This window comes from Firmicutes bacterium HGW-Firmicutes-1 (genome assembly GCA_002841625.1).
Taxonomy (GTDB): Bacteria; Bacillota; Clostridia; order Lachnospirales; family Vallitaleaceae; genus HGW-1.
The window spans coordinates 24,303-45,694 of record PHAG01000009.1 but is presented as its reverse complement, the minus strand read 5'-3'; the positions used below and the strand labels follow the sequence as shown (position 1 = coordinate 45,694).

Genomic DNA, 21,392 nt, shown 5'->3' with positions numbered 1-21,392 from the left:
TCGTTTATTCATTAAATACATACCCCTATGCAGTTTATATATTTCTGCTTTATCTGTTTTTTATTTGGATAAAATCATATCACTTTGTTGTGTATCATTGCCAACGATTGGTTTGTACCAATTAATTGTGTCTATCATCCCTTCTTCAAAAGAATACATGGGTCTCCAATTAAGCTCTGTCGTAATTTTAGTATTATCAATAGCATATCTACGATCATGCCCTAAGCGATCTTGGACATATTCTATTAAGTTTTCGTCTTTATCTAATAGCTTTAAAATTAATTTAACAATCTCAATATTAGGTTTTTCGTTTGAACCGCCAACATTATATACTTCTCCTAACCGTCCACGATGCAGCACACAGTCAATAGCCCTACAATGGTCTTCTACATGAATCCAATCTCTTATTTGCATGCCATCACCATAAACTGGTAATTTTTCATCCTGTAGTGCATTCTTAATCATGAAAGGAATTAGCTTTTCAGGATATTGCCTTGGACCAAAGTTGTTAGAGCATCTTGTAATAACGACAGGCAAATGATAAGTATGATTATAAGCTAACACGAGCAAATCTCCACTCGCTTTACTAGCTGAATAAGGACTATTCGGAGCAAGTGGTGTTAACTCGCTAAACATCCCATCTTTTCCTAGCGTGCCATATACTTCATCAGTAGAAATTTGAATAAACCTTACTCCATTTTTATACAGCGGATATCCCTGCAAATCCGTACCAATCTCCCAGCTTTTTTTAGCTACATCAAGCAATACCCCCGTACCTAGAACGTTGGTTTTAATAAAAACGTCTGGATCTAAAATGCTCCTATCAACATGTGTCTCTGCCGCAAAATTAATCACAAATCTGATTTCAATATTGTTGAAAATATTTTGCAGATGTAGTCTGTCAATAATATCTCCATTGATAAATTGATAGTTTGGATAGGCTTCTGCTTCACGCAAATTATTAAGATCACCCGCATATGTGAGTTTATCATAATTGATGATATAATAATCGGGATACTTATTTAACAAGTGAATAATAAATGTACTTCCTATAAAGCCCGCACCGCCAGTAACTAAAATTGTTTTCATCTTTACTCTCCTAATTTTTCAAATCTTATTGTTTTTCAAGGACAAAAGACCTTTATCTTTATCTGATAAAGACAGTTCTTTAATACCCATCATTGGCCACTTGATATCTAATTCCGGATCATTCCAAAGGATACCACCTTCATCTTCAGGATGATATATATCATCCACTAGATATAGAAATTCTGCCTCTTCTGATAAAACAAGAAATCCATGGGCACATCCCCTTGGAATATATAACTGTCTATTATTGTCTTTAGAAAGGTTCACTCCAACCCATTTACCATAAGTAGTTGAATCATTTCGCAAATCTACAGCTACATCAAATATCTCCCCCTTAATTACTCTAACCAACTTGGCTTGCGGGTACTTTTTTTGATAATGCAATCCTCGCAGTACTCCTTGTTTTGACTTTGACATATTCACTTGCATAATTTTCATATCTATTCCCACTTCTTGAAACGTCTCATAATGGAACGCTTCCATAAAATATCCTCTTCCATCTTCATTCAAGTGAGGTTCAATAATAATTACGCCATTGATCTGCGTCTCAACAAATGAAAATTTCCCGATTGTCTCCACTTTAACTCCCCCTAATACAAATAAATTATTTATGCTAAAACTCTTCGGATATCATTTTCAAGTAATGTCCGTATTCTGTATTGGAAAATGATATTGCTAAAGTCATCAATTGCTCTTTAGATATAAAGCCCTTCCTATAAGCAATTTCTTCAACGCATGCTATATAAAACCCTTGCCTTTTTTGTACAGTAGCAACGTAATTAGAAGCGTCAAGTAAGCTTTCATAAGTTCCTGTATCAAGCCACGCTGAGCCTCTACCTAATAAACTAACGGATAAGTCGCCCTTTTGAAGATAGTTTAAATTTACATCCGTTATCTCTAGCTCGCCTCTATTTGATGGTTGTAACTCTTTTGCAACTTGAACAACTCTATTATCGTAAAAATAGAGGCCTGGTATTGCAAAGTGCGATTTTGGAATCAAAGGCTTTTCACATATCGAAATCACTTTCCCTGAGTCATCAAATTCTAAAACACCATATGATGATGGGTCTTTAAAGTAATATCCAAAAATAAGAGCTCCATTCATTAATTGCGCAGACTCTTCCAAAAGTTTAGAAAATCCTTGACCATAAAAGATATTGTCACCCAAAATCAATGCCACTGTATCCTCACCAATAAATTCTTCTCCCAATATAAATGCTTCAGCAATTCCATTTGGAAATTGTTGTTCTATATAGGATAACTGAAGTCCTAAATGTTTACCCGTTCCTAACAGTTCTTTAAATAACACCAAATCTCTTGGAGTAGATATTATCAATATCTCTTTGATACCTGCAAGCATTAAAGTTGATAATGGATAATAAATCATCGGTTTGTCAAAAACAGGAAGCAACTGTTTGGAAATTGCTTTTGTAATCGGATACAGACGTGTTCCAGAACCTCCCGCTAAAATAATTCCTTTCATATTCATATCCCCCTCATATTTTATATATTTATAAGCTCTAAAAATCAAACCAACAGGATTCTTAGAAATGTCCAGTGGTTCAACTCATATCATCATAAGGCTCTATGAAGCATCCCCCATCCATCATTAACTTAGTTGTGTTACATATAAATATCATTATAACCTTGTTGTTATAAAATAACAACTATTTTATTTAATTTCTTTTTATTATTTTACATTATTTTATCGACATTATTCGATTTATTTGCTCTTATTTTTCTGGGCGTTTGTGTTGCTATAAGTCAATACCATAAACAATATAGCATAAATAAAAGAATATAATAATAAAATATAGACTTTGTCCGTCGTTACTTTAATTGACATCAATTTCCCTATTAAAGTAAAATAATTATATTCTTAACGAGGGAGAACCATCATGCATCATCGAAGATATTCAAATAATAAGAAAGTATATTCTTGGCTCTGTAACCAAATAAAAGGGTATAAGTTAGATATTTTTAAGTTAATCTGTTTAAATATCGTTATTTCTTTTTCTACTGTTTCAATCGCACTCATTACAAAACAAATTATTGACAATGCCCTGAACAAAAATATAAATGCCGCAATAAAATTTGCAATTTTGTTTGGAATTGTCGAAATGGTTCATGTGATATCCTCCTATATTTATCCTATCCTTAGAACCAAGTTTCGCGAAAAACTTACCAATCATTTACAAGGTAATTTTATGCATCAATTTTATCACTTGGACTGGTTGTCTTCCAGCAGACACCATACCGGTGAATATCACACTTACTTATCAAATGATATTCCTAAAGTGGTAAATGGAATTGTGGATATTATAACAACAATATTTGCATTTATATTTCAACTTTTGCTGGCATTTATGGCTTTATTTTACTTTGATCCCTTATTGGCCATTTTTGCTTGTTTCATTGGACCTACCTCAGTGATTTTCAGTAAACTTTGGCGTCAAAAACTAAAGCTTATTGCGCATATGATCCAAAACACAGAAAGTAGATTTTTGTCCCTAATAAATGAAACATTAGAAAATAATATAATCATCAAAGCCTTCCAACTAGAAAAACCAAATAGTTGCTCTATTTCAGAGTTACAAAATGATCGATTTCATCAACATGTAGAACACACAAAAATAACCGCATTTGGTAACATAGCGCTAAACCTAGGTTATAGAGGCAGTTTTTTTATTGCTTTTATTTGGGGAGCATTTCGCATATCACAGGGTCTCACTACATACGGTACATTTGCTGCTTTTTTGCAGTTAATCGGGAACATACAGGATCCAATTGAAATTCTTAGTCAAACTCTACCTAAAGTAATAAATACATTTTCATCTGCTGAAAGGTTGATTTATTATGAAAACTTACCAAAAGAAATTCCATATTTAACATCTGATTTTTTCTTACATGCGCCAATTGGTGTTAAGATAGATGGCTTGCACTTTAAATATACTGAAGAGCTTACTATTTTTAACAATGCCACTCTTTACATAAAACCTGGGATCATGACGGGCATAGCAGGTGCCTCAGGACAAGGAAAAACCACTCTCCTGTATATTTTACTAGGTTTAATTACTCCTCATCTTGGCCAAGTTGAGTTGTTTGATCCTGAAAATATGCAAACTATTTATTCAGGTACGCGCCAATATTTTTCCTATGTGCCTCAAGGTAATACATTGTTTTCTGGTTCTATATATGAAAATCTTTGCATATCTAATCCTCATGCTACAATTGAGGAAATCTATAATGCACTTAAAATCGCGTGTGCATATGACTTCATTTCGCAGTTAGAACAAGGGATGCACACCCTATTAGGTGAGCGTGGAGCAGGATTATCAATTGGACAAGCACAACGACTTTGTATTGCAAGAGCACTTCTAAGTGAAGCCCCCCTTCTTTTACTTGACGAAGCAACCTCAGCTTTAGATCAAATAACAGAGAGAACAGTATTAACTAATATTAAAAAGCACATAAAAAATAAAACCTGTATAGCAATCACACATAGAGATTCTGTATTGTCATTATGTGAGCAAGTTTTTGAACTCAAGGACTATCAATTCCATCCAGTTACTCCAAGAAAAAAGCTACTTTTAATTTAAAGTAGCTTAGCATTGTTTCATAATTTAACTTTCTGGATTAAAAACGAGATTTCTTTTGCTTCTTTCTGTTGCTCCAACATTAAGTTCAACAACATCGGGTTTTTTCCATACTTTCTTATTTTCCAATCTAACCCTCCTTCCATATAACAAATTATATAAAATATATAAAATACTTTATATGCAATTTGAGATGTAGACCAATTTTGAAGCTACCATTTTATCCATAAATGCAAATACATCTTTTTCACATTCATCCTTTTCCACTTCATATTCAAGCAAGAGCTGTTCAACAATAGTTTTTATACTTACTTCATTTTCAATAAGCTGCCAAATTCGTGTTCCCACTTCCCCTAGTGCATAGTACATGCCATTTTCCTCATTTAACATAGCCACTTCCATGCCTAGATCAGCTGCAGAAATTTCTTTCTTCCTTCTAATGACCATTTCCAAGGTTAACTGTTGCATCATTCCCCTCCTTAATAATTCAATACAGATTCAATGCTATTAACTTGCTCGTCAATAGTAAATTCATTTTCAGGCCTACACAACCTATATACCTTGAGCATTTTTGTCATCTTAACACATTGAAAAAAATGGTTTTTCATAAGGCCTAAGGGTTCAATAAATACGGAACGATAAGTGTTATTCAGTATAACTTCTAGCCGCTCTTTTCCTATCAATTCTTCCACAGAAACTTGCTTACAAATCATTGGCTTTAGTTCAAAAATAGCCTTTAGTTCTATCGGATGATAGCAAAATTCTTCAACAGGCAAATAAAATTTATCATTTGTACCATCCATTCTTCTTATTTCGCTGATGTCTATTTGCATATGTCGAACACTATCAATCCACAATTTTTGCCTCGGATAGCTTGGGTAAATTTTCAACTTATTTTCTTCATCAATTTCTAAGGCTGCGACATCATCAGTAACCATATTGTACCCCTTTTTTATAAGTGCATTGGTTACCGTTGATTTTCCTGCACCTGATTCTCCAGTAATTATAACGCCTATATTGTTAATTGAAAGGGCACTACCATGAAATGGCACTCTCCCCCTTTGAAAGAGAATGGCTCCAAAAGCCGTTCCTAATAAATACACTCTGATAGCCGAATTCTCAGCATCAACAAGAGGCTCTATTATAATCTCATTTCCATTGTGAACATAATATTTGGCTATATCAGCTACAGTAAAAACTAGTTCGTTTTCTTTTGCATAGTACCAGAAAGGTTCCTCTAAATTATGTTCTAAGCTTTCTGGTACTTTTCCAAGCTTAATTTCCACATCTAATTCATTACATTTTTCAATTTCTACAAATTCTTCGATTTCTATATCACTTTTCATCGTAAGCCCGAAAGCTAAATAGTAGTAATCCAATTTATGATCAACCTTTTATATAATATATTTTTATGAATAATTCCAGGTAAACGCAATAGACTCTTTTTCCTTTATCGATAGTTATTTACTTTTTGTATTTATTCTTAATAATAATGCCAATTCCCATCATACCAGATCCAAACACAAAAAATATATTAGAATTAATACCCCCAGTATTAGGTAAAACAATAGGTTCACCAATTGGTACTATCTCATCCTTTAATTCAATTACGTCTTCCGGAATAACCTCATCATCCATTATTATTTCCTCAAGTACAGGCGTTGGCGTTGGTGGTGTTGGTGTTGGTGGTGGTGTTGGTGTTGGTGTTGGTGTTGGTGTTGTTGTCGGTGTTGTTGGTGTTGTTGGCGGTGGTGTTGGTGGTGTTGGTGGTGTTGGTGGTGTTGGTGGTGTTGGTGGTGTCGATGGTGAATCTGTAGATGTCGGAATATAGTATGAAAATTGAATGGACTTATTTTGATTCATATAATCTGAAATGACTGTTACCAATGGTTGAGATATTGGTATTGTATCTGTGCCTTGTGTTGATGGTGGTTCTGTGCCTTGGGCTGGTGGTGTTTCTGTGCCTTGGACTGGTGGCGTTTCTGTGCCTTGGGCTGGTGGTGTTTCTATGCCTTGGGCTGTCTGTGCCTTGGGCTGGTGGTGTTTCTGTGCCTTGGGCTGGTGGTGTTTCTGTGCCTTGGGCTGGTGGTGTTTCTGTGCCTTGGGCTGGTGGTGTTTCTATGCCTTGGGCTGGTGGTGTTTCTGTGTCTTGGGCTGGTAGTGTTTCTGTGCCTTGGGCTGGTGGTGTTTCTGTGCCTTGGGCTGGTACAATATTTCCATTTTCATCTGCATATGTCCTAGCAATATTGCTCGTTCCCACTACAATACTTGAACTTAAATTCTCTTCCGTATTGGAAGGGACTTGTTTAAGTAAAAAAGCCTCTGCTTGTTTACAATCTAAAGAAATCTCTAAAATAGTATTCTGTGGCAACTCGGCTTGAGGAACATCCAAAGTAACCGTCACTATTTTAGTAATTGGATCTTGTACAATCGTTTGATATTTTTCAAAATCTTTATTATAAGAAAGCTCACCTTCAACAAACTTACCTTCCGCTGTAATAGAGGAATATGTAAATACAATCCTAATGAACCCATTGCTAATTGTATATGTAGGCGTATTAAGCGTAACTACCGCTGCTTGAACGGCTTGCATAGGTTCAAGGCTCAACATATAATTATAAACTTTATTTGCATTTTCATCAGTAATCGGAATATCTTTTCCATTTGTATATTTCCAAATTGCATATTGTGTGCCCGTAATAACTTGTTCCTTCGTAAGCCCCGTTACTGCAAAATCACTTACCATCGCTTTTGCCAAATCTTCAAGCGAAATATATGGATATGTATGAGTTGCAATAGCTCTTATACGCCCTGCCACTGTCTCAGAAAAGCTACCGTTGGATAATGTTTGTCTTGAATAATCCACTCCTTCAGATATTAAGTATTCAAAATCTACACAATAACATTTCAAAACAGGTCCTAAGAAGCCTTCATCTGCTTTTTCTTGCAAAATAAGTAAATCTGCTTGTCCCTCTCCTTGTCCTAACTCTAGCCCAAATTCATAACCGCCATTGTCTTCACCCTTCCATTGATAGACTGTACTGTCCGCCAGCGATATGGTTTTCAAATTTAATGCTAGTATTGTTACAATTGCCAACCAATAAGTAAATCTTTTCCCCCAACTTACCCTGCTTTTCATACTACTTCCTCCTTTGTATTAAATATAAATTAAGATAACTCCCACCGCACTGTTGCAATATCCATATCTATTAATTATATGCTTTCGCATATTGACCATATTTGGCAACAGGAATAAAGAATATCCTTTCTTCATCACCTGTAATCACTTGATCTCCTGCCCTAAGCCATGCGTGTGCTACCAAGCTATCATCAGGCTGTTTTCTAACACCAAAATATATTGTACTTGGTATATGAAATAATCTTAGTAGCATGAACCCTGTCAGTGCTTGAACAAAGCATTTACTTTCCCATGGCGTACAATCACTTACATAAGAGATCATTTTACCCAGTTTTCTTGCCCTTCTTTGCTCTGTCTCTGTTAGAAAATATTTCGTTTCGTACCTTGACTTTCCCATATAAGATGCAATCTTTTTAAAAGGTACAAATAAAATCATGAAGCGTGATATTCCTAATACGTACCAAATAAGTATCATTAATAAAATGCGTTTTAATCTAATCTTCCTCATCTCTATTTATCTATATAACATACTGTTGTTTAATCAATTTCCATAACAATGATTCGTCATTTAACTCAACGTCATCAATTGTAATAAGTTCATCTTTCTCTAAATCTCTATTCAATCTACACCCCGTAGCCATTGAAACAGGCAAGTATTTGCCCTTCTTAAGCTCATCAAGGTTTTCTAATAATCCATAATAAGAATACCCACCTATATCATCTAAAACTTCTCCTGCTTTTAATTCTTGCTTTGCATATACCAATACATCGGATGTTTTATGTATCCCGGGCTCTATAACCGCCGACTTTAACACTACATTTTTTGCCATTCCCATAAGCATCTCAAACGCACACAAATGATAAGGCTTATAAAACAAGTAATAGGGTCCGTTACCCATTTTATAATATTTCAAATCACTTACAAGTGATTTATTGGTTGTGTGTCCGATAACAAAAATTCCTCCCGAAGGTTCAACACCCTTTACAATCTCTATCACACCCTTTTTTGATAATACGCCACCATCTTCTTTAAGCCTTATGATGTCTGTCACAGTATCTAAGGTGCCTGTTGGGCTATTCATACCTGGGATATCTGGTACCAATCCAAGTGCGTTTGCCACTATTCCCATTTCTATATTCATCTTAGTCCCATCTGCAAATGAAGAAAGCTTGATAGGATTTTGTTGATACAGGTCTGCCCACTTCTTAACAGATGAGGGATTGGCGTAGCGATCAATAAAATTTTTAAACTTCCCAACAGCAATGATATCAAGTGCAGTCATTTTTACATAGCTATATAGATTTCGGATTTCACCTGGTTCATCTCCTGAAAATCCTGAATACACAATATTATTTTGTTTTGCTAAATCTGAAAAATAATTTCCTAAGCAAATATCAATTTCTGGACTAGCGACTATATGAACCTTATTTAAAATCGTTTCATATGCTATTTCTGTTCCGTAAGCAGCATCTCCAGTTAAATCTGCAACAATATCAATCTTTGTTGCAAATGCGAGCCTAAAATCTTTGACTGCTGCAATCTCACCATTGATCTCTGCTTGTCTCAGGTCTTCTTTTGTATTACAAATTCTAATCTTATAATCTCTTTCACAATTTTCTATACACCGATAGAGTTTATTAATGTCTCGATATACTACAACTGCTGGAAAAAAGAACTCTTTATGCATTCTTGACATTTCGATGATTAGCCCATTTGCAATAAATCCAATTCCTACTATACATATTCTAATAGAACCATAAAATATGTTGTACTCTTCAATTGAATTGAGTAAATATGTATACATTTTATTACCCTCCCCATGTGCATTTTATCCTTTGAAAAAAATCGACTATGCCCAGCTAAATTTTAAGTATCTATCTGCAACTGGAGCTTTCTTCATCAATGAAAAAGCCGATATTATCATCTATCATTCTACCTTTATAATGAGTTTTTGTCAATAATTTTATAATTATTATTTTTATATTTAATTTTATTAATATTATGTCATAATTTGTTTAATGTATTGTGGATATATCGGAAAATAGTAGTACGTGTCACTCGATGTAGAAAAGTGCTATCTAACGCTTTGTTATGCTTCGTGGAAAGTAGAACTTTTCCACTGTACAAGAAAATCGGCTTTGCCGAGTTAAAATTCTCGTTACTTTCCTGCCGCTTTTCCAATTGCATATGCAGAACTTTCCTATTAAACAAGAAAATCGGCCTTGCCGAATTAAAATTCTCGTTACTTTCCTGCCGCTTTTCCAATTGCATATGCAGAACTTTCCACGAAATAAAACCTATGACATATGGCTACTAACTTTCATTTACATTATTTCATTTTACCTGGTAAAGAACATGTCATGAAAGTTTCCTAGTAAACAAAAAACACCATTGTAAAGAACTTAGTTCTTTACAATGGTGCGCTTCAACTTATTTAGAGTTCAATTTTATCTTTTATCATATCCATTAGGGTTTTTCATTTGCCAGTTCCATGAATCTCTACACATATCTTCAAGATTCTTTTCTGTCTTCCACCCTAATTCATTTAGAGCCTTCGAAGCATTCGCATAACATATATCAACATCTCCTGGACGTCTATCAACAAGATTATATGAGACTTGCATATTGGTCACTTTCTCAAAAGCCCGAACAACATCAAGAACACTATATCCAATGCCTGTTCCAAGGTTATAGACCAATACACCCTTTTCATCATTTATTTTCTCTAAAGCCTTTAGATGTCCCTTTGCTAGGTCCACAACATGAATATAATCCCTTACTCCAGTCCCATCTGGCGTTTGATAGTCACTTCCAAATACATTCAGCGACTCTCTTTTCCCAATTACAACCTGCGTAATAAAAGGCATCAGATTATTTGGAATTCCATTAGGATCTTCCCCTATTCTTCCACTTTCATGAGCTCCAATAGGATTAAAATACCTAAGTAGTACTACTCTCCATTCTGGATCTGATACTACCAAATCACTTAATATACTCTCGATCATTAATTTAGTACTCCCATACGGATTGGTTGTACTAAGTAATAAATCTTCTGTTAAAGGTGATACGTTATTCATCCCATATACTGTTGCTGAAGAACTAAAGACCATCTTCTTAACATTGTGTTTTGACATCAGTTCACACAACACCAATGTACCCGTTATATTGTTATGATAATATCTAAGTGGAATGGCTACTGATTCTCCTACAGACTTTAATCCTGCAAAATGTATAACAGCCGAGATGTCATTCTCACAAAATACCTTGTCAAGTTTTTCATAGTTTAACAAGTCTACCTCATAAAATCGAATCTTTTTACCACTTATTTCTTCAATTCTATTAATTACCTCTGGATTACTATTTGAAAAGTTGTCAACTATAACAACTTCATAGCCTTCGCCTAATAGTTCTACTACTGTATGGGAACCAATAAAACCTGTACCCCCTGTAATCAGTATAGCCATCTTATAACACTCCCCTTTGTATATTTATCTATCCAACTTCTACGTCTTCATCATAATCTACACCTTCAATACCAAACCCAAATAATTTATAAAACTCTTTACTATATCCATCAAGATCTATATGCTGATCTTTGTTATCTTTTGAAATAATACTCCATATCTTATCAACTTCTACTTGCACGTCCTGTCTCATTTCCCAATCATCTAAACGTATCCTACCCTTTTCATCCAATTCTACTGTTGGCACATAAACCTTTTCCTTATACATTCTATACATTTGTTCAATACAACCTTCATGAATACACTTTTCCTTCATGATTTTATATAAAATTGATATATACAGTGGAACTACCGGAATAGCTGAACTTGCCTGAGTCACGAGCGCTTTATTAACCGAAACATAAGCTTTGATGTTTTTACTTTTGAGGCTATCCGTTAATTCATGGGCGGTAGCTTCAAGATGCTCTTTCGCTCTTCCAATACTACCATCTCTATAAACCGGGAACGTAAGCTCTGGGCCTATGTAAGAATAAGCAATTGTAATTGCACCTTCTTCTAGTAGATCCGCATTGTCAAGTGCTTCCATCCACAGTCTCCAGTCTTCACCACCCATTACCTTAACTGTATTATATATTTCTTCCTCAGTTGCTGGATTAATGGTTACCTGTGACATTTCACCGGTAATGAAATCTATGGTTTTATTGCTATAAGGTTCTTTCGTCGGCTTAAGTACCGAACTATGAATTATGCCAGTGGTAGGATCTATTCTTCTAGGAGAAGCTATACTATAAATAATTAAGTCAACCTTCCCTAATTCTTTTTTAATTAACTCAAGGGTAGCATCCTTAATTTCATTTGAAAATGCATCACCATTTATACTTTTTGAATAATGTCCCTCATCTTGGGCGAGCTTATCAAATGCAATTGTGTTATAATAACCTGGAGTAGCGGTTTTCTTTTCTGTTGGAAGTTTCTCATAAGAAACGCCGATTGAGTCAGCACCTGCTCCAAAGGTAGCCGCAACTCTTGAAGCTAATCCAAAGCCAGTTGAGGCACCAATAATTAACGCTCTCTTTGGTCCGTCAAAGGCACCCATTTTTTTCACATAGTCTACCTGTTCTTCAACATGCTTTGCACATCCTTTTGGATGAGCCGTAGTGCAAATAAAGCCTTTAACTTTCGATTTTACTATCATCCTACACCTCTCATTATCTATCCTTTTATTACTTTGATATTCAAAGTATTAATCATATAATATACTTTTTAAGACTAATAATCAATGGTTTTTTTGATTATTTTGTAGCAACATGGAGAAACTACTCTTAATGACATATACGGGAGGTACTATATCAATGAAATTCGAGCTCTTTTATGGAAATAGTATGCGAATATTATTTGCACTTATTAATCCAATTAAAAAAATGATTATCCATACTGAATGTCAAGTACATTTATTTAATAATATTCAAGCATTACGTCTCTTACGAGAATATAACTATAACGATGAATATAAACTAATGAAAAAATATATCAAACCTATTCAGTTAGGATCTGTATGGGCAGATCAAAATTTCAAGAGTAGCAGTCATTTTTATAATCCCAAAAATAGAAAAGGGTTATTTGGTCATAGTCATGCCTTGACTTTAGCAGAGACTTACTATAACCAAGCACTTCATTCGTATATCATAAAGGACTACTCTAAAGCAATGTTTTATTTTGGCGCATGTATACACATTATACAGGATCTTACAATACCACAACATGTAAGAATACGATTACTTGACAATCATAGAAGCTATGAAAACTTTGTTAAATACACTTTTGATTTGGTACGTGAATATCGCTCAGTCGATCCTCCTATCGTTCTTAATGATGTAAAATCTTATTTAGAATACAACGCTAGAATCGCATTAAGAATTGATCGTGAATATCGTGATGTACAACCTTTGAAAATTCGCTTTTTCAAAATGACCTTAAGTTCTTTACCTCTTGCCCAAAGCACAAGCGCAGGTTGCATGGTTCAATTTATGAAGGATATAAAAAAACACGAAAAATCCTATGTCAGAAAATCGGCTATGACAACTTAAATCCTAGTTTTACCTATCTGCCGCTTTTCCAATTACTTATGCAGAACTTTCATAATAACCAAGAAAATCGGCTAAGATAAATTAAAGACTAGTTACCTACCTGCCGCTTTTCCAATTACTTATGCAGAACTTTCATAATAACCAAGAAAATCAGATAAATTATCTTAAAGACGTACTTAACCTACTAAAAAAGTACAAGGAATACGAAAACTATTCCTTTTCTTTTTGTTGTTTTGTAGTGTATAGAGTACACCACTCTCCTGAACTTTCCTTAACGACGATGCTTGGCATTTTAATGGATTTGAATCCAAAATACTTGCAACCCTTAGGAAATTGTTTATCCCAAGTTACATAATAGTAATTACAACCTACACAGTTTATGATTTCTTTTTTTTCCATAAGAAAATATTATCAAATAATCGAATTTCTAGCAAGTAGCAATTGATAGAAATTTTGTGTAATGATATAATACTCTTAATCTATCGTTAAATTTTAGGAGGATGAAGAATGAAATTTACATTTGCTCATAATAATATTAGTGTGTTCGATTTAGAAAAGAGTATCACTTTTTATAAGGAAAATCTCGGTCTTGTTGAAACTAGACGTAAGGTAGCTGAGGATGGAAGTTATATGTTAGTATTTCTTGGTGATGAAGAAACAATTCACAAGCTTGAGCTAACCTGGTATCGTGATTGGAAAGAACCTTATAAATTAGGAGATAATGAAATTCACCTTGCATTTATCGTTGATGATTATCAAGCCGCTTATGCCTTACACAAAAAAAATGGATGTATCTGTTTTGAAAATGAAAAAATGGGACTGTATTTCATTTCCGATCCCGATGGTTTCTGGATTGAGATAATCCCTGCAGATAGATCTTCAAGGAAAACGCAATGAAAAGGATGAAAATCTGGTATTTATACAATAGCAGCTTTGCAGTAAAAATCAATAATAAACTCTTAATTTTTGACTACTATAATAACTTACCCTATGATACAGTTGAATCCCTAAATGGAGGTGTTATCCGTCCGGAAGATCTTAAAGATTTAGATGTTTATGTTTTTGTAACCCATAGGCACCATGATCACTATAATAAGGTAATCTATACTTGGCAAGAAGAAAATATTGCACATAAAATCACCTATATTCTATCCCATGATATAGAAGATGTAACTTGTAATAATGTTCATTTTTTGGAACCTCATCAAGACTGTATGATTGATGATTTAAGAATATTGACACTCAAGTCCAACGATGAAGGTATTTCTTTTTATATTCAAGTTGATGAAGTAAATCTATTTCATTCTGGTGATCTTAATTGGTGGCGTTGGGAAGAGGAAAGCGATGAATGGAAGAATCGTATAGAAGTCTTATATAAAACAGAAATAGGCAAGCTAAAAGGTTTGCCAATGGAGTTAGCGTTTATACCTGTTGATCCAAGGCTTGAACGTAATTATGCACTATCTCTTGAATATTTTACTGAAAAAATTATGCCTGAACATTGCACCATTATCCCTATGCATTTTGGCGATCAATATGGTGTGTTTGAACAGTTAAAGATTGATGGCTATCTTGAAAACAAAAATATACTAACAATTTCAAAGCGCGGCCAAATGTTCGAAATAATAAGCTAGGAGGATTATATGCCAACAGATCAAGATTATATCCTAACAATGAACAAGGCTATTAAAAACTTGGTAGGAAATGCCATAAAGGTGTCATTGAGAAAGCCAGCCTTTTCAAAATTTATTGTCAAGAACCTTTTGTGGCAAAGTACAGCTGAAAAACTAAGGGCTGAGTGGGAAAAGAAGGGTTATCACATTCCTGCATTTTTAATTGCTAGTATTACTAGCCAATGTAACTTGACTTGTACTGGTTGTTATGACCGAATTAACAGTTCGAAATGCACGCAAGAGTTAACTACTCAGAGGTGGCTTGAAGTATTTACTGAAGCGAAAGAGCTTGGCATTTCTTTTATACTTATAGCTGGAGGAGAACCTTTCATTCGTGAGGATTTACTTAAGCTTCTAGGTAAAATACCTGAAATTATTTTCCCAATTTTCACAAATGGTACACATATTGATGAGCATACTATTCATATTCTCGAAGGAAGTAGAAATCTAATTCCAATTATAAGTCTGGAAGGCTATGAGAATGATACAGATGCAAGAAGAGGTGAAGGTATTTATCAAACCATTTTACAGGGCATGGATGCCTTATCTCATAAAAATATTTTTTTTGGAACATCAATTACTGTTACTTGTGAAAATTTCGATTTGGTAACCTCCACTGAATTCGTTAACAACTTCATACAGAAGGGATGTAAAAGCTTCTTGTATGTTGAATATGTTCCTATTGACGGTAAAACTGAGCATCTTGAGATTTCATCTTCACAACGTCTTAAACTTGCAAAGGTGTTACTTCAATTAAGAGAAAATTACGCCTCTCTATTCATCTCTTTTCCAGGAGATGAAAATCAGATGGGTGGTTGTTTGTCCTCTGGCAGAGGCTTCGTTCATATCAATGCCTCTGGTGATTTAGAACCATGTCCATTTTCTCCATATTCAGATGTAAATTTGTTTCAAATAAATTTAAAAGAGGCACTCCAATCAAAATTCCTAAAGTCCATTCGCGACAGTAACGAACACCTTTCAGAAACCGAACATGGTTGTGCCTTATTTCATAAAAAGGATTGGGTTCAAAGTTTATTAAAATAACTATATTACCTTTTTTAACAGTGGTATCCTTCTAATGATTAAATGAGATATCAAAAAGCAAGTTGGCAAGCAGATGATCCCCATTATAAAAAATTTAACAATTGGCAAGATGCTCCACGATTTGAAGAGAATTGTTATAGCAATTATAATTGGTGCATGAAATACATATACCCCGAAGGCATTATCAGATAAAATCTTTCCTATTTTATTTTGATGATGCCATTTCTCCTTAAAAAGTGCAATTAACCCAAATGACATTGCAACAACAATAAAAGCTTCCCAAATAGTGTAAGCAAAACTCTGCCATCTCAATCCTCCCATAAAGGCATCGAAGCCGTTTGTCATAGCACCCCCTAGCATTAAGATTCCTATCCAAGTTGCTATACCTATAGTAAGTGCAGCTTTTAACCAGTTGATCCCCGTTGAATAGGTAAGTTTATCAAACCACTTGTTTCTATAAGCCAATATACCACCAATAAAGAATACGATGTATTGAGTGAAAAAACAAAGTTGCATATTCATAATGCTTGTTCCAATAGGTTGTATTAACCTAATTAAAAACGACCCTATACCAATGATCAATATAATAATGATTGATAGCTTAAGGTTTGGTAATGCCTTCTCTACTCGCTCTCTACAATTATTTAAAAGGAGTCTTATTACTCCATAAACAAAGGTGAAAATAAGCAATGCAAAAGCAAACCAAAGAGGTCCAGATTCACCAATAAAAGTTAACGATGTTATGTATTTCAAATAAGTAAATTCCCATGGATTACCTAATAATATAATTATGATAAAAGGATGAATAATGAGCATATATATTAAGGTTGGTATACCAAGTCTAATAAATCGGTCCTTAATAAATTTTCCAAAGCCCTTTTTATCATAAACAGCTGGCACAAAAAAACCTGCAAGTAAAAACAAAAACCCCATAAAATACGCCTGTGAAAATGATTGAAAAAAAGCAAACAATATAAGTGATAAGTCATCAAGAGTCTTCTTTTCATAATAATACCAGCTACCAATAGAGCTGTAGGTACATGCAAGATGAACCATAACAACAAAAACGATCATAACTAATCTTAAATTATCTACATAAATATACCTTGTCTTTTTAGTTATTTCCATATAATCCTCCTGTTAAAATAATATCTTTTCTTTGGATTATAGGTAGCAACTCCCATTTATTCAATAGTAATGGACTCCCATATTAAGTAACCTACTTAAATAGTACTACATTACTACTCATTTATCTTTGCTATATTGCTCATTAATTCATATCTATTTTTAATTCCCATCTTTCTATAAATGTTATAAATGTGGTTCTTAACAGTGTTTGGAGATATGAATAACTTATCCCCTATGTCTTGGTTCCCAAAACCTTCAAGTACAAATTTCACTATTTCTAATTCTCTTTCTGTAATATCAAATTGAGACAAATATTTTTTAAGTACTATATCATAGTTCTCTTTAGGATGCTTGTCTAAACCATGAAGCAGGGTTTTCCTAGCAAATGCAATCCCCAAAATATTAATAAGGAAAAAAATAATTGGTGAAAATGGCATTGGATAAGGAAACCTGATTGAATACTCAAGCGAATTCATAAAAATAGATAATGGAACTACGATCGCAATAAATACGATGCCAATCATTAAAAATTTCTTAACCTCCTTGTGAACAGATTTTCGGTACATTACAAGTAAGAATAAATTATAATAAGCACCCACCCCTGTAAATAAATTATGCAATAAAAAGCTTGTGGGATATTGAAAATATTTATAAAGAATATTGTTTGCATATGCAATATTAAGTCCAATTAGTAAGAGAACAGCTGTAATCGCAGTAAAATAAAAGATGAATCTTTTCTTCTTACTAAATTCTAAGGAAAGAAGCAGATGTACAAAAAGCGTAAAATGATAAATCAAACCTATGCCTGTCAATAACAAACCTAATAAAATAATCATATAAAAAATTTCTTGCGTTTTTATGTAATTAATTCCTACATAATAATTAATAATATCTAGAAATAATAACCCACAAAAATAACAATTGGCAATGATTAACTGCTTAATCGGATCATGCTTATTTTTCAAATAGAACATGCTTCCTAAAATAATCGCAACTACACCAGATGTGAATGAAATAACGAAGAATAACAATACTAAGTGCTTCATATAAATCTCCCCTGATTAAATTATTATATATATCTTATCACACCTAATACGAAAAGAGGATAATCATCTGAACTTTTGATGACTACCCTCAAAAAAGGATTACTCCGAATTTAAATGATTCATTAGCTCAGTTTCTTCATTAGCGATCATTCTCTTAACCATTTCTCCGCCTAATTGTCCACTCTTCGCCATATTAACAATCTGCTGTGATGTTAAATTACCCATATAAGGCTTTGGTATATTTCTATTATTGTCAATCATATTCATCTTCCTTTCTGTCAGAATATCAATAGTATACCCATAACCTTTCTATATATTGTTCTTAATAATTTCCTCTACTTCATGCTCTATAACTGGCCTTCCTAAGTAAAACCCTTGGATAAGGTCACATTCCGCTTTGATTAAATAATCAAGCTGTTCTGCTGTTTCAACACCCTCTGCCATCGCTTCTATTCCAAGCTTATGTACAAGTGAAATAATTGGTTCCGTTAAATCCTTATCTGGATTTTCTCCGTCAATTTCACTGACAAATGCCTTGTCAATTTTAAGAAGATTAATAGGTAGCTTTTTCAAATAGCTAAGGGAAGAATACCCTGTTCCAAAATCATCAAGTGCAATTCTTACACCAGCTCTTTTCAAATTATTTAAAGCAATAATCGCTACATCATAGTTATCGATAAATAAGCTTTCCGTTACCTCGATCTCAATATTATGAGGTTTGATTTTATGATAGTTAATATAACTCAAAAGCATTTGATCGAAATCCAATTGTCTTAATTGAAGCAAGGATATATTTACTGATACGATTAAGTCTGTATTGTACTTTTCATTCATTTTTTTTATCATGTAGCATGCTTCCTGTATTACCCATTCCCCTATCTGAATTATTTGGCCACTTTCTTCAGCTATGCCGATAAAGTCATCTGGAGGTATGAACCCTAACTCAGGACTATTCCACCTAATAAGTGCTTCAAATCCTCTTAACTTCCTACCTTTCGCTATAAACTGTGGTTGATAATGCAATATAAATTCTCTATGCTTAATGCCTTTTTTAAGTAATTTTTCTACTTTGATTTTCTTAATAATTTCATCCTTCATCGTAAAATGAAAGAATACATATTTGTTTCTACCTTGATCTTTTGCCTTGTACATTGCAGTATCCGCATTCTTCAGTAGTTCTTCTGGTGAATTACCATCTTCTGGATACATTGCAATACCAATACTGGTGGTGAGATCAATTGTATTGTCGGATAAAAAGAATGGTATGCCAAATTTCTGCTGAATTCTTTGTACTATGGTAAGCATATCTTCTACTTTTTCAATATTTTGCAATAAAACAGCAAATTCATCTCCGCTTAATCTTGCAACTGTATCATATTCTCTCATACAGCTAGTGATGCGTTTTGCAGTTTCAACCAATAGTTCGTCGCCAATATAATGTCCTAATGTGTCGTTGATTCTTTTGAAATTATCCATGTCAAAAAACAAAACAGCAATTTTCGTCTTTGACCTGTGGGATCTTTCTATGGCATTTTTAAGTCGATCAAAAAACAAGATTCTATTTGGTAAATCAGTGAGCGGATCATGATAGGCCATATGCTTAATCTTATCTTCATTGCGTTTGCTATTTGTAATATCATGATTCGTTCCAGTTACACCTATAATCTCTTTATTCGTACCTAAAATCGGAGATAACGTTATATTATAACAAACTGTACCCTCAGTAGTATTTACTTCATTTTCAAAAACAACAGTCTGCTTATTATGAATAACATGTAGTATTTTATTATTCCATTCATTGAAGCCTTCTTCACTAAAAAATATAAGTTCATTCATCGTCTTACCAATAACACATTCTCTATCTGCTCCTAATAAGGTACAAAATGTTTCATTCACTGCCGTAAATACTCCATTTAAGTCACAGCTGTAAATACAATCTCTTGAATTATCAACAAGTGTTCTATACCTCGTTTCACTCTCTTCAAGCATTTCTTTATGTATATTAATCTCATCTAATTGTTCCTTCAACTCTTCGTCTGTAGCAAATATTTCTTCATATAATGCAGTAAGTTCTTCATTTTTATTTTTCAATTTAATTTCAACATGAATTCTATCTGTGATATCTTGAACTGCGCCAATAATCTTTTTAGGTTTACCGTTAGCATCCCAAAACAATTCAGCAACAGAGTGCATATATCTGATTTGACCATCATTTTCTCGTTTAAATTCAAATTCTACATCATGATGATTATCATGTTCCAGCAAATATCTATACATTTTCTTCATTTTGATACGATCTTGAGGTTGGATTTGATTAATGATTTTATCAAATGGAATTAACGGTGATTCTCTATTCATTCCCAACAAATCAAAGGCACCTTCTGATCCCCAAAATTGGAGGGTTGTCACATCATAATCCCAATGCCCAACATGGGCAATTTTTTGAGCTATATTAGCTCTTTTCTCGTTTTCAATTAAGATTAGCTGTACTTCTTCTAATGCTTGCATTTGCCGCTTAATTTCTTCCTCAGAAGTCACAATTTCCTTGTACAGCTTTCTTAGCTCATAATTCTTTTCAGATATATAAATATCTCTCGTTTTTATTTCTGTAATATCCATAATAATCGTAACAAAATATCCCTTCATTGGTGAAAAGGCATTGATTAAAAGCCATTTATCTAAGGCTTCTGAATATTGTTCAGTTGTTGGTGATGTATTTTCAATTGCTACTTCTCCAAAAAATTCAATCCAGTTAAACGTATCTTCAACAATATTGGGTGATATTTCTTTTACACTCCTCCCAATAACATCTTCTTTTTTATATCCAATAATCGATTCAAAAGCCTGATTCACATCTAAATAGATATAATCAATTGGCTTACCTTTTTCATCTGTTACAATTTTATGATAAGCAAAACCATTAAGCATATTCTCAAATAATGAACCCAAAAAACCTTCTGAATATTCCATTTTACCGCTCCTTAAAATTGCATGTCAATTGTTTGATTATACCTATATTTTATCATGATATGTGACAAAAAACACTATATTTTTTAAACTCCTTGTTAATTGACACATTCTGTTGAAATTTATCATCAAAAGGTATATAATAGTTGTCATTAGAG

General features: G+C 33.6%; 21 protein-coding genes. 6 read left to right on the top strand and 15 right to left on the bottom strand.

The window, feature by feature from the left end; all coding sequences use genetic code 11:
- Nucleotides 1-60: 60 nt before the first annotated feature.
- From rfbB to rfbA, 3 genes are read right to left on the bottom strand one after another with little or no spacing between them, the layout of a single operon-like run.
- Nucleotides 61-1,089 carry a dTDP-glucose 4,6-dehydratase gene (gene rfbB, locus CVU84_11250; GenBank protein PKM94038.1) on the bottom strand — a complete coding sequence of 343 codons (1,029 nt, stop codon included), beginning with the start codon at nucleotides 1,087-1,089 and terminating at the stop codon, nucleotides 61-63.
- A gap of 18 nt (nucleotides 1,090-1,107) precedes the next feature.
- On the bottom strand, nucleotides 1,108-1,659 hold the full coding sequence (gene rfbC / locus CVU84_11245; protein ID PKM94332.1) for a dTDP-4-dehydrorhamnose 3,5-epimerase: 552 nt from the start codon (nucleotides 1,657-1,659) through the stop codon (nucleotides 1,108-1,110).
- A 43-nt stretch (nucleotides 1,660-1,702) separates the two neighbouring features.
- Nucleotides 1,703-2,572 (bottom strand): glucose-1-phosphate thymidylyltransferase, encoded by an 870-nt coding sequence (gene rfbA, locus CVU84_11240; GenBank protein ID PKM94037.1) that lies wholly within the window; start codon nucleotides 2,570-2,572, stop codon nucleotides 1,703-1,705.
- Nucleotides 2,573-2,987: 415 nt separating this feature from the next.
- Here rfbA and CVU84_11235 point away from each other — a divergent pair, with 415 nt between their 5' ends.
- Nucleotides 2,988-4,688, top strand: coding sequence for a hypothetical protein (locus CVU84_11235; protein PKM94036.1), 1,701 nt, complete (start codon nucleotides 2,988-2,990; stop codon nucleotides 4,686-4,688).
- A 174-nt stretch (nucleotides 4,689-4,862) separates the two neighbouring features.
- Here the strand turns inward: CVU84_11235 and CVU84_11230 are convergent, their stop codons facing one another.
- The 3 genes from CVU84_11230 to CVU84_11220 form a co-directional block, all read right to left on the bottom strand.
- On the bottom strand, nucleotides 4,863-5,156 hold the full coding sequence (locus CVU84_11230; protein PKM94035.1) for a PqqD family protein: 294 nt from the start codon (nucleotides 5,154-5,156) through the stop codon (nucleotides 4,863-4,865).
- 8 nt (nucleotides 5,157-5,164) lie between these two features.
- Nucleotides 5,165-6,064, bottom strand: coding sequence for a hypothetical protein (locus tag CVU84_11225; protein PKM94034.1), 900 nt, complete (start codon nucleotides 6,062-6,064; stop codon nucleotides 5,165-5,167).
- Nucleotides 6,065-6,149: 85 nt separating this feature from the next.
- A complete protein-coding gene (locus CVU84_11220; GenBank protein ID PKM94033.1) occupies nucleotides 6,150-6,548 on the bottom strand; it encodes a hypothetical protein in 399 nt (132 codons plus the stop codon).
- A gap of 161 nt (nucleotides 6,549-6,709) precedes the next feature.
- Here CVU84_11220 and CVU84_11215 point away from each other — a divergent pair, with 161 nt between their 5' ends.
- Nucleotides 6,710-7,066, top strand: a complete 357-nt coding sequence (locus CVU84_11215; protein ID PKM94032.1) for a hypothetical protein — start codon at nucleotides 6,710-6,712, stop codon at nucleotides 7,064-7,066.
- An 828-nt stretch (nucleotides 7,067-7,894) separates the two neighbouring features.
- Here CVU84_11215 and CVU84_11210 read toward each other — a convergent pair.
- The 4 genes from CVU84_11210 to CVU84_11195 form a co-directional block, all read right to left on the bottom strand.
- Nucleotides 7,895-8,332: a hypothetical protein gene (locus tag CVU84_11210; protein PKM94031.1), complete on the bottom strand. Its 438-nt coding sequence runs from the start codon at nucleotides 8,330-8,332 to the stop codon at nucleotides 7,895-7,897.
- A 10-nt stretch (nucleotides 8,333-8,342) separates the two neighbouring features.
- Nucleotides 8,343-9,629, bottom strand: a complete 1,287-nt coding sequence (locus CVU84_11205; protein ID PKM94030.1) for a hypothetical protein — start codon at nucleotides 9,627-9,629, stop codon at nucleotides 8,343-8,345.
- A gap of 643 nt (nucleotides 9,630-10,272) precedes the next feature.
- The gene (gene galE, locus CVU84_11200) at nucleotides 10,273-11,289 is read right to left on the bottom strand and encodes a UDP-glucose 4-epimerase GalE (protein PKM94029.1); all 1,017 of its coding nucleotides are present in this window, start codon (nucleotides 11,287-11,289) and stop codon (nucleotides 10,273-10,275) included.
- Between the two features lie 28 nt (nucleotides 11,290-11,317).
- On the bottom strand, nucleotides 11,318-12,484 hold the full coding sequence (locus CVU84_11195) for an enoyl-[acyl-carrier-protein] reductase FabV (GenBank protein ID PKM94028.1): 1,167 nt from the start codon (nucleotides 12,482-12,484) through the stop codon (nucleotides 11,318-11,320).
- A gap of 112 nt (nucleotides 12,485-12,596) precedes the next feature.
- On the opposite strand from CVU84_11195, the gene CVU84_11190 reads away from it, so the two are divergent.
- A complete protein-coding gene (locus CVU84_11190) occupies nucleotides 12,597-13,376 on the top strand; it encodes a phospholipase (GenBank protein PKM94027.1) in 780 nt (259 codons plus the stop codon).
- 210 nt (nucleotides 13,377-13,586) lie between these two features.
- Here CVU84_11190 and CVU84_11185 read toward each other — a convergent pair whose 3' ends face one another.
- Nucleotides 13,587-13,775, bottom strand: a complete 189-nt coding sequence (locus tag CVU84_11185) for a uracil-DNA glycosylase (protein PKM94026.1) — start codon at nucleotides 13,773-13,775, stop codon at nucleotides 13,587-13,589.
- Between the two features lie 108 nt (nucleotides 13,776-13,883).
- On the opposite strand from CVU84_11185, the gene CVU84_11180 reads away from it, so the two are divergent.
- The 3 genes from CVU84_11180 to CVU84_11170 are packed head-to-tail and all read left to right on the top strand — an operon-like array spanning nucleotide 13,884 to nucleotide 16,093.
- Nucleotides 13,884-14,273: a lactoylglutathione lyase gene (locus CVU84_11180; GenBank protein ID PKM94025.1), complete on the top strand. Its 390-nt coding sequence runs from the start codon at nucleotides 13,884-13,886 to the stop codon at nucleotides 14,271-14,273.
- A complete protein-coding gene (locus CVU84_11175; protein ID PKM94024.1) occupies nucleotides 14,270-15,010 on the top strand; it encodes a hydrolase in 741 nt (246 codons plus the stop codon). Before CVU84_11180 ends, CVU84_11175 begins: the two co-directional genes overlap by 4 nt.
- Nucleotides 15,011-15,019: 9 nt before the next feature.
- Entirely contained in the window at nucleotides 15,020-16,093 is a 1,074-nt protein-coding gene (locus tag CVU84_11170; protein ID PKM94023.1) for a radical SAM protein, read from the top strand.
- Here the strand turns inward: CVU84_11170 and CVU84_11165 are convergent, their stop codons facing one another.
- From CVU84_11165 to CVU84_11150, 4 genes are all read right to left on the bottom strand, one after another.
- Nucleotides 16,094-17,221 carry a hypothetical protein gene (locus CVU84_11165; protein PKM94022.1) on the bottom strand — a complete coding sequence of 376 codons (1,128 nt, stop codon included), beginning with the start codon at nucleotides 17,219-17,221 and terminating at the stop codon, nucleotides 16,094-16,096.
- 113 nt (nucleotides 17,222-17,334) lie between these two features.
- Nucleotides 17,335-18,267 carry a hypothetical protein gene (locus CVU84_11160; protein PKM94021.1) on the bottom strand — a complete coding sequence of 311 codons (933 nt, stop codon included), beginning with the start codon at nucleotides 18,265-18,267 and terminating at the stop codon, nucleotides 17,335-17,337.
- 99 nt (nucleotides 18,268-18,366) lie between these two features.
- Complete coding sequence (locus CVU84_11155; GenBank protein ID PKM94020.1) at nucleotides 18,367-18,534, bottom strand: hypothetical protein; 168 nt, start codon at nucleotides 18,532-18,534, stop codon at nucleotides 18,367-18,369.
- A 42-nt stretch (nucleotides 18,535-18,576) separates the two neighbouring features.
- Nucleotides 18,577-21,237, bottom strand: a complete 2,661-nt coding sequence (locus tag CVU84_11150) for a hypothetical protein (protein PKM94019.1) — start codon at nucleotides 21,235-21,237, stop codon at nucleotides 18,577-18,579.
- Nucleotides 21,238-21,392 lie beyond the last annotated feature (155 nt).

Excerpts from the sequence above, each read along its gene's own strand:
- rfbB (PKM94038.1), bottom strand. The coding sequence starts at position 1,089 with ATGAAAACAATTTTAGTTACTGGCGGTGCGGGCTTTATAGGAAGTACA.
- rfbA (PKM94037.1), bottom strand. The coding sequence starts at position 2,572 with ATGAAAGGAATTATTTTAGCGGGAGGTTCTGGAACACGTCTGTATCCG.
- CVU84_11235 (PKM94036.1), top strand. The coding sequence starts at position 2,988 with ATGCATCATCGAAGATATTCAAATAATAAGAAAGTATATTCTTGGCTC.
- CVU84_11230 (PKM94035.1), bottom strand. The coding sequence starts at position 5,156 with ATGATGCAACAGTTAACCTTGGAAATGGTCATTAGAAGGAAGAAAGAA.
- CVU84_11220 (PKM94033.1), bottom strand. The coding sequence starts at position 6,548 with ATGAATCAAAATAAGTCCATTCAATTTTCATACTATATTCCGACATCT.
- CVU84_11210 (PKM94031.1), bottom strand. The coding sequence starts at position 8,332 with ATGAGGAAGATTAGATTAAAACGCATTTTATTAATGATACTTATTTGG.
- CVU84_11205 (PKM94030.1), bottom strand. The coding sequence starts at position 9,629 with ATGTATACATATTTACTCAATTCAATTGAAGAGTACAACATATTTTAT.
- galE (PKM94029.1), bottom strand. The coding sequence starts at position 11,289 with ATGGCTATACTGATTACAGGGGGTACAGGTTTTATTGGTTCCCATACA.
- CVU84_11195 (PKM94028.1), bottom strand. The coding sequence starts at position 12,484 with ATGATAGTAAAATCGAAAGTTAAAGGCTTTATTTGCACTACGGCTCAT.
- CVU84_11190 (PKM94027.1), top strand. The coding sequence starts at position 12,597 with ATGGAGAAACTACTCTTAATGACATATACGGGAGGTACTATATCAATG.
- CVU84_11185 (PKM94026.1), bottom strand. The coding sequence starts at position 13,775 with ATGGAAAAAAAAGAAATCATAAACTGTGTAGGTTGTAATTACTATTAT.
- CVU84_11180 (PKM94025.1), top strand. The coding sequence starts at position 13,884 with ATGAAATTTACATTTGCTCATAATAATATTAGTGTGTTCGATTTAGAA.
- CVU84_11175 (PKM94024.1), top strand. The coding sequence starts at position 14,270 with ATGAAAAGGATGAAAATCTGGTATTTATACAATAGCAGCTTTGCAGTA.
- CVU84_11170 (PKM94023.1), top strand. The coding sequence starts at position 15,020 with ATGCCAACAGATCAAGATTATATCCTAACAATGAACAAGGCTATTAAA.
- CVU84_11165 (PKM94022.1), bottom strand. The coding sequence starts at position 17,221 with ATGGAAATAACTAAAAAGACAAGGTATATTTATGTAGATAATTTAAGA.
- CVU84_11160 (PKM94021.1), bottom strand. The coding sequence starts at position 18,267 with ATGAAGCACTTAGTATTGTTATTCTTCGTTATTTCATTCACATCTGGT.
- CVU84_11155 (PKM94020.1), bottom strand. The coding sequence starts at position 18,534 with ATGAATATGATTGACAATAATAGAAATATACCAAAGCCTTATATGGGT.
- CVU84_11150 (PKM94019.1), bottom strand. The coding sequence starts at position 21,237 with ATGGAATATTCAGAAGGTTTTTTGGGTTCATTATTTGAGAATATGCTT.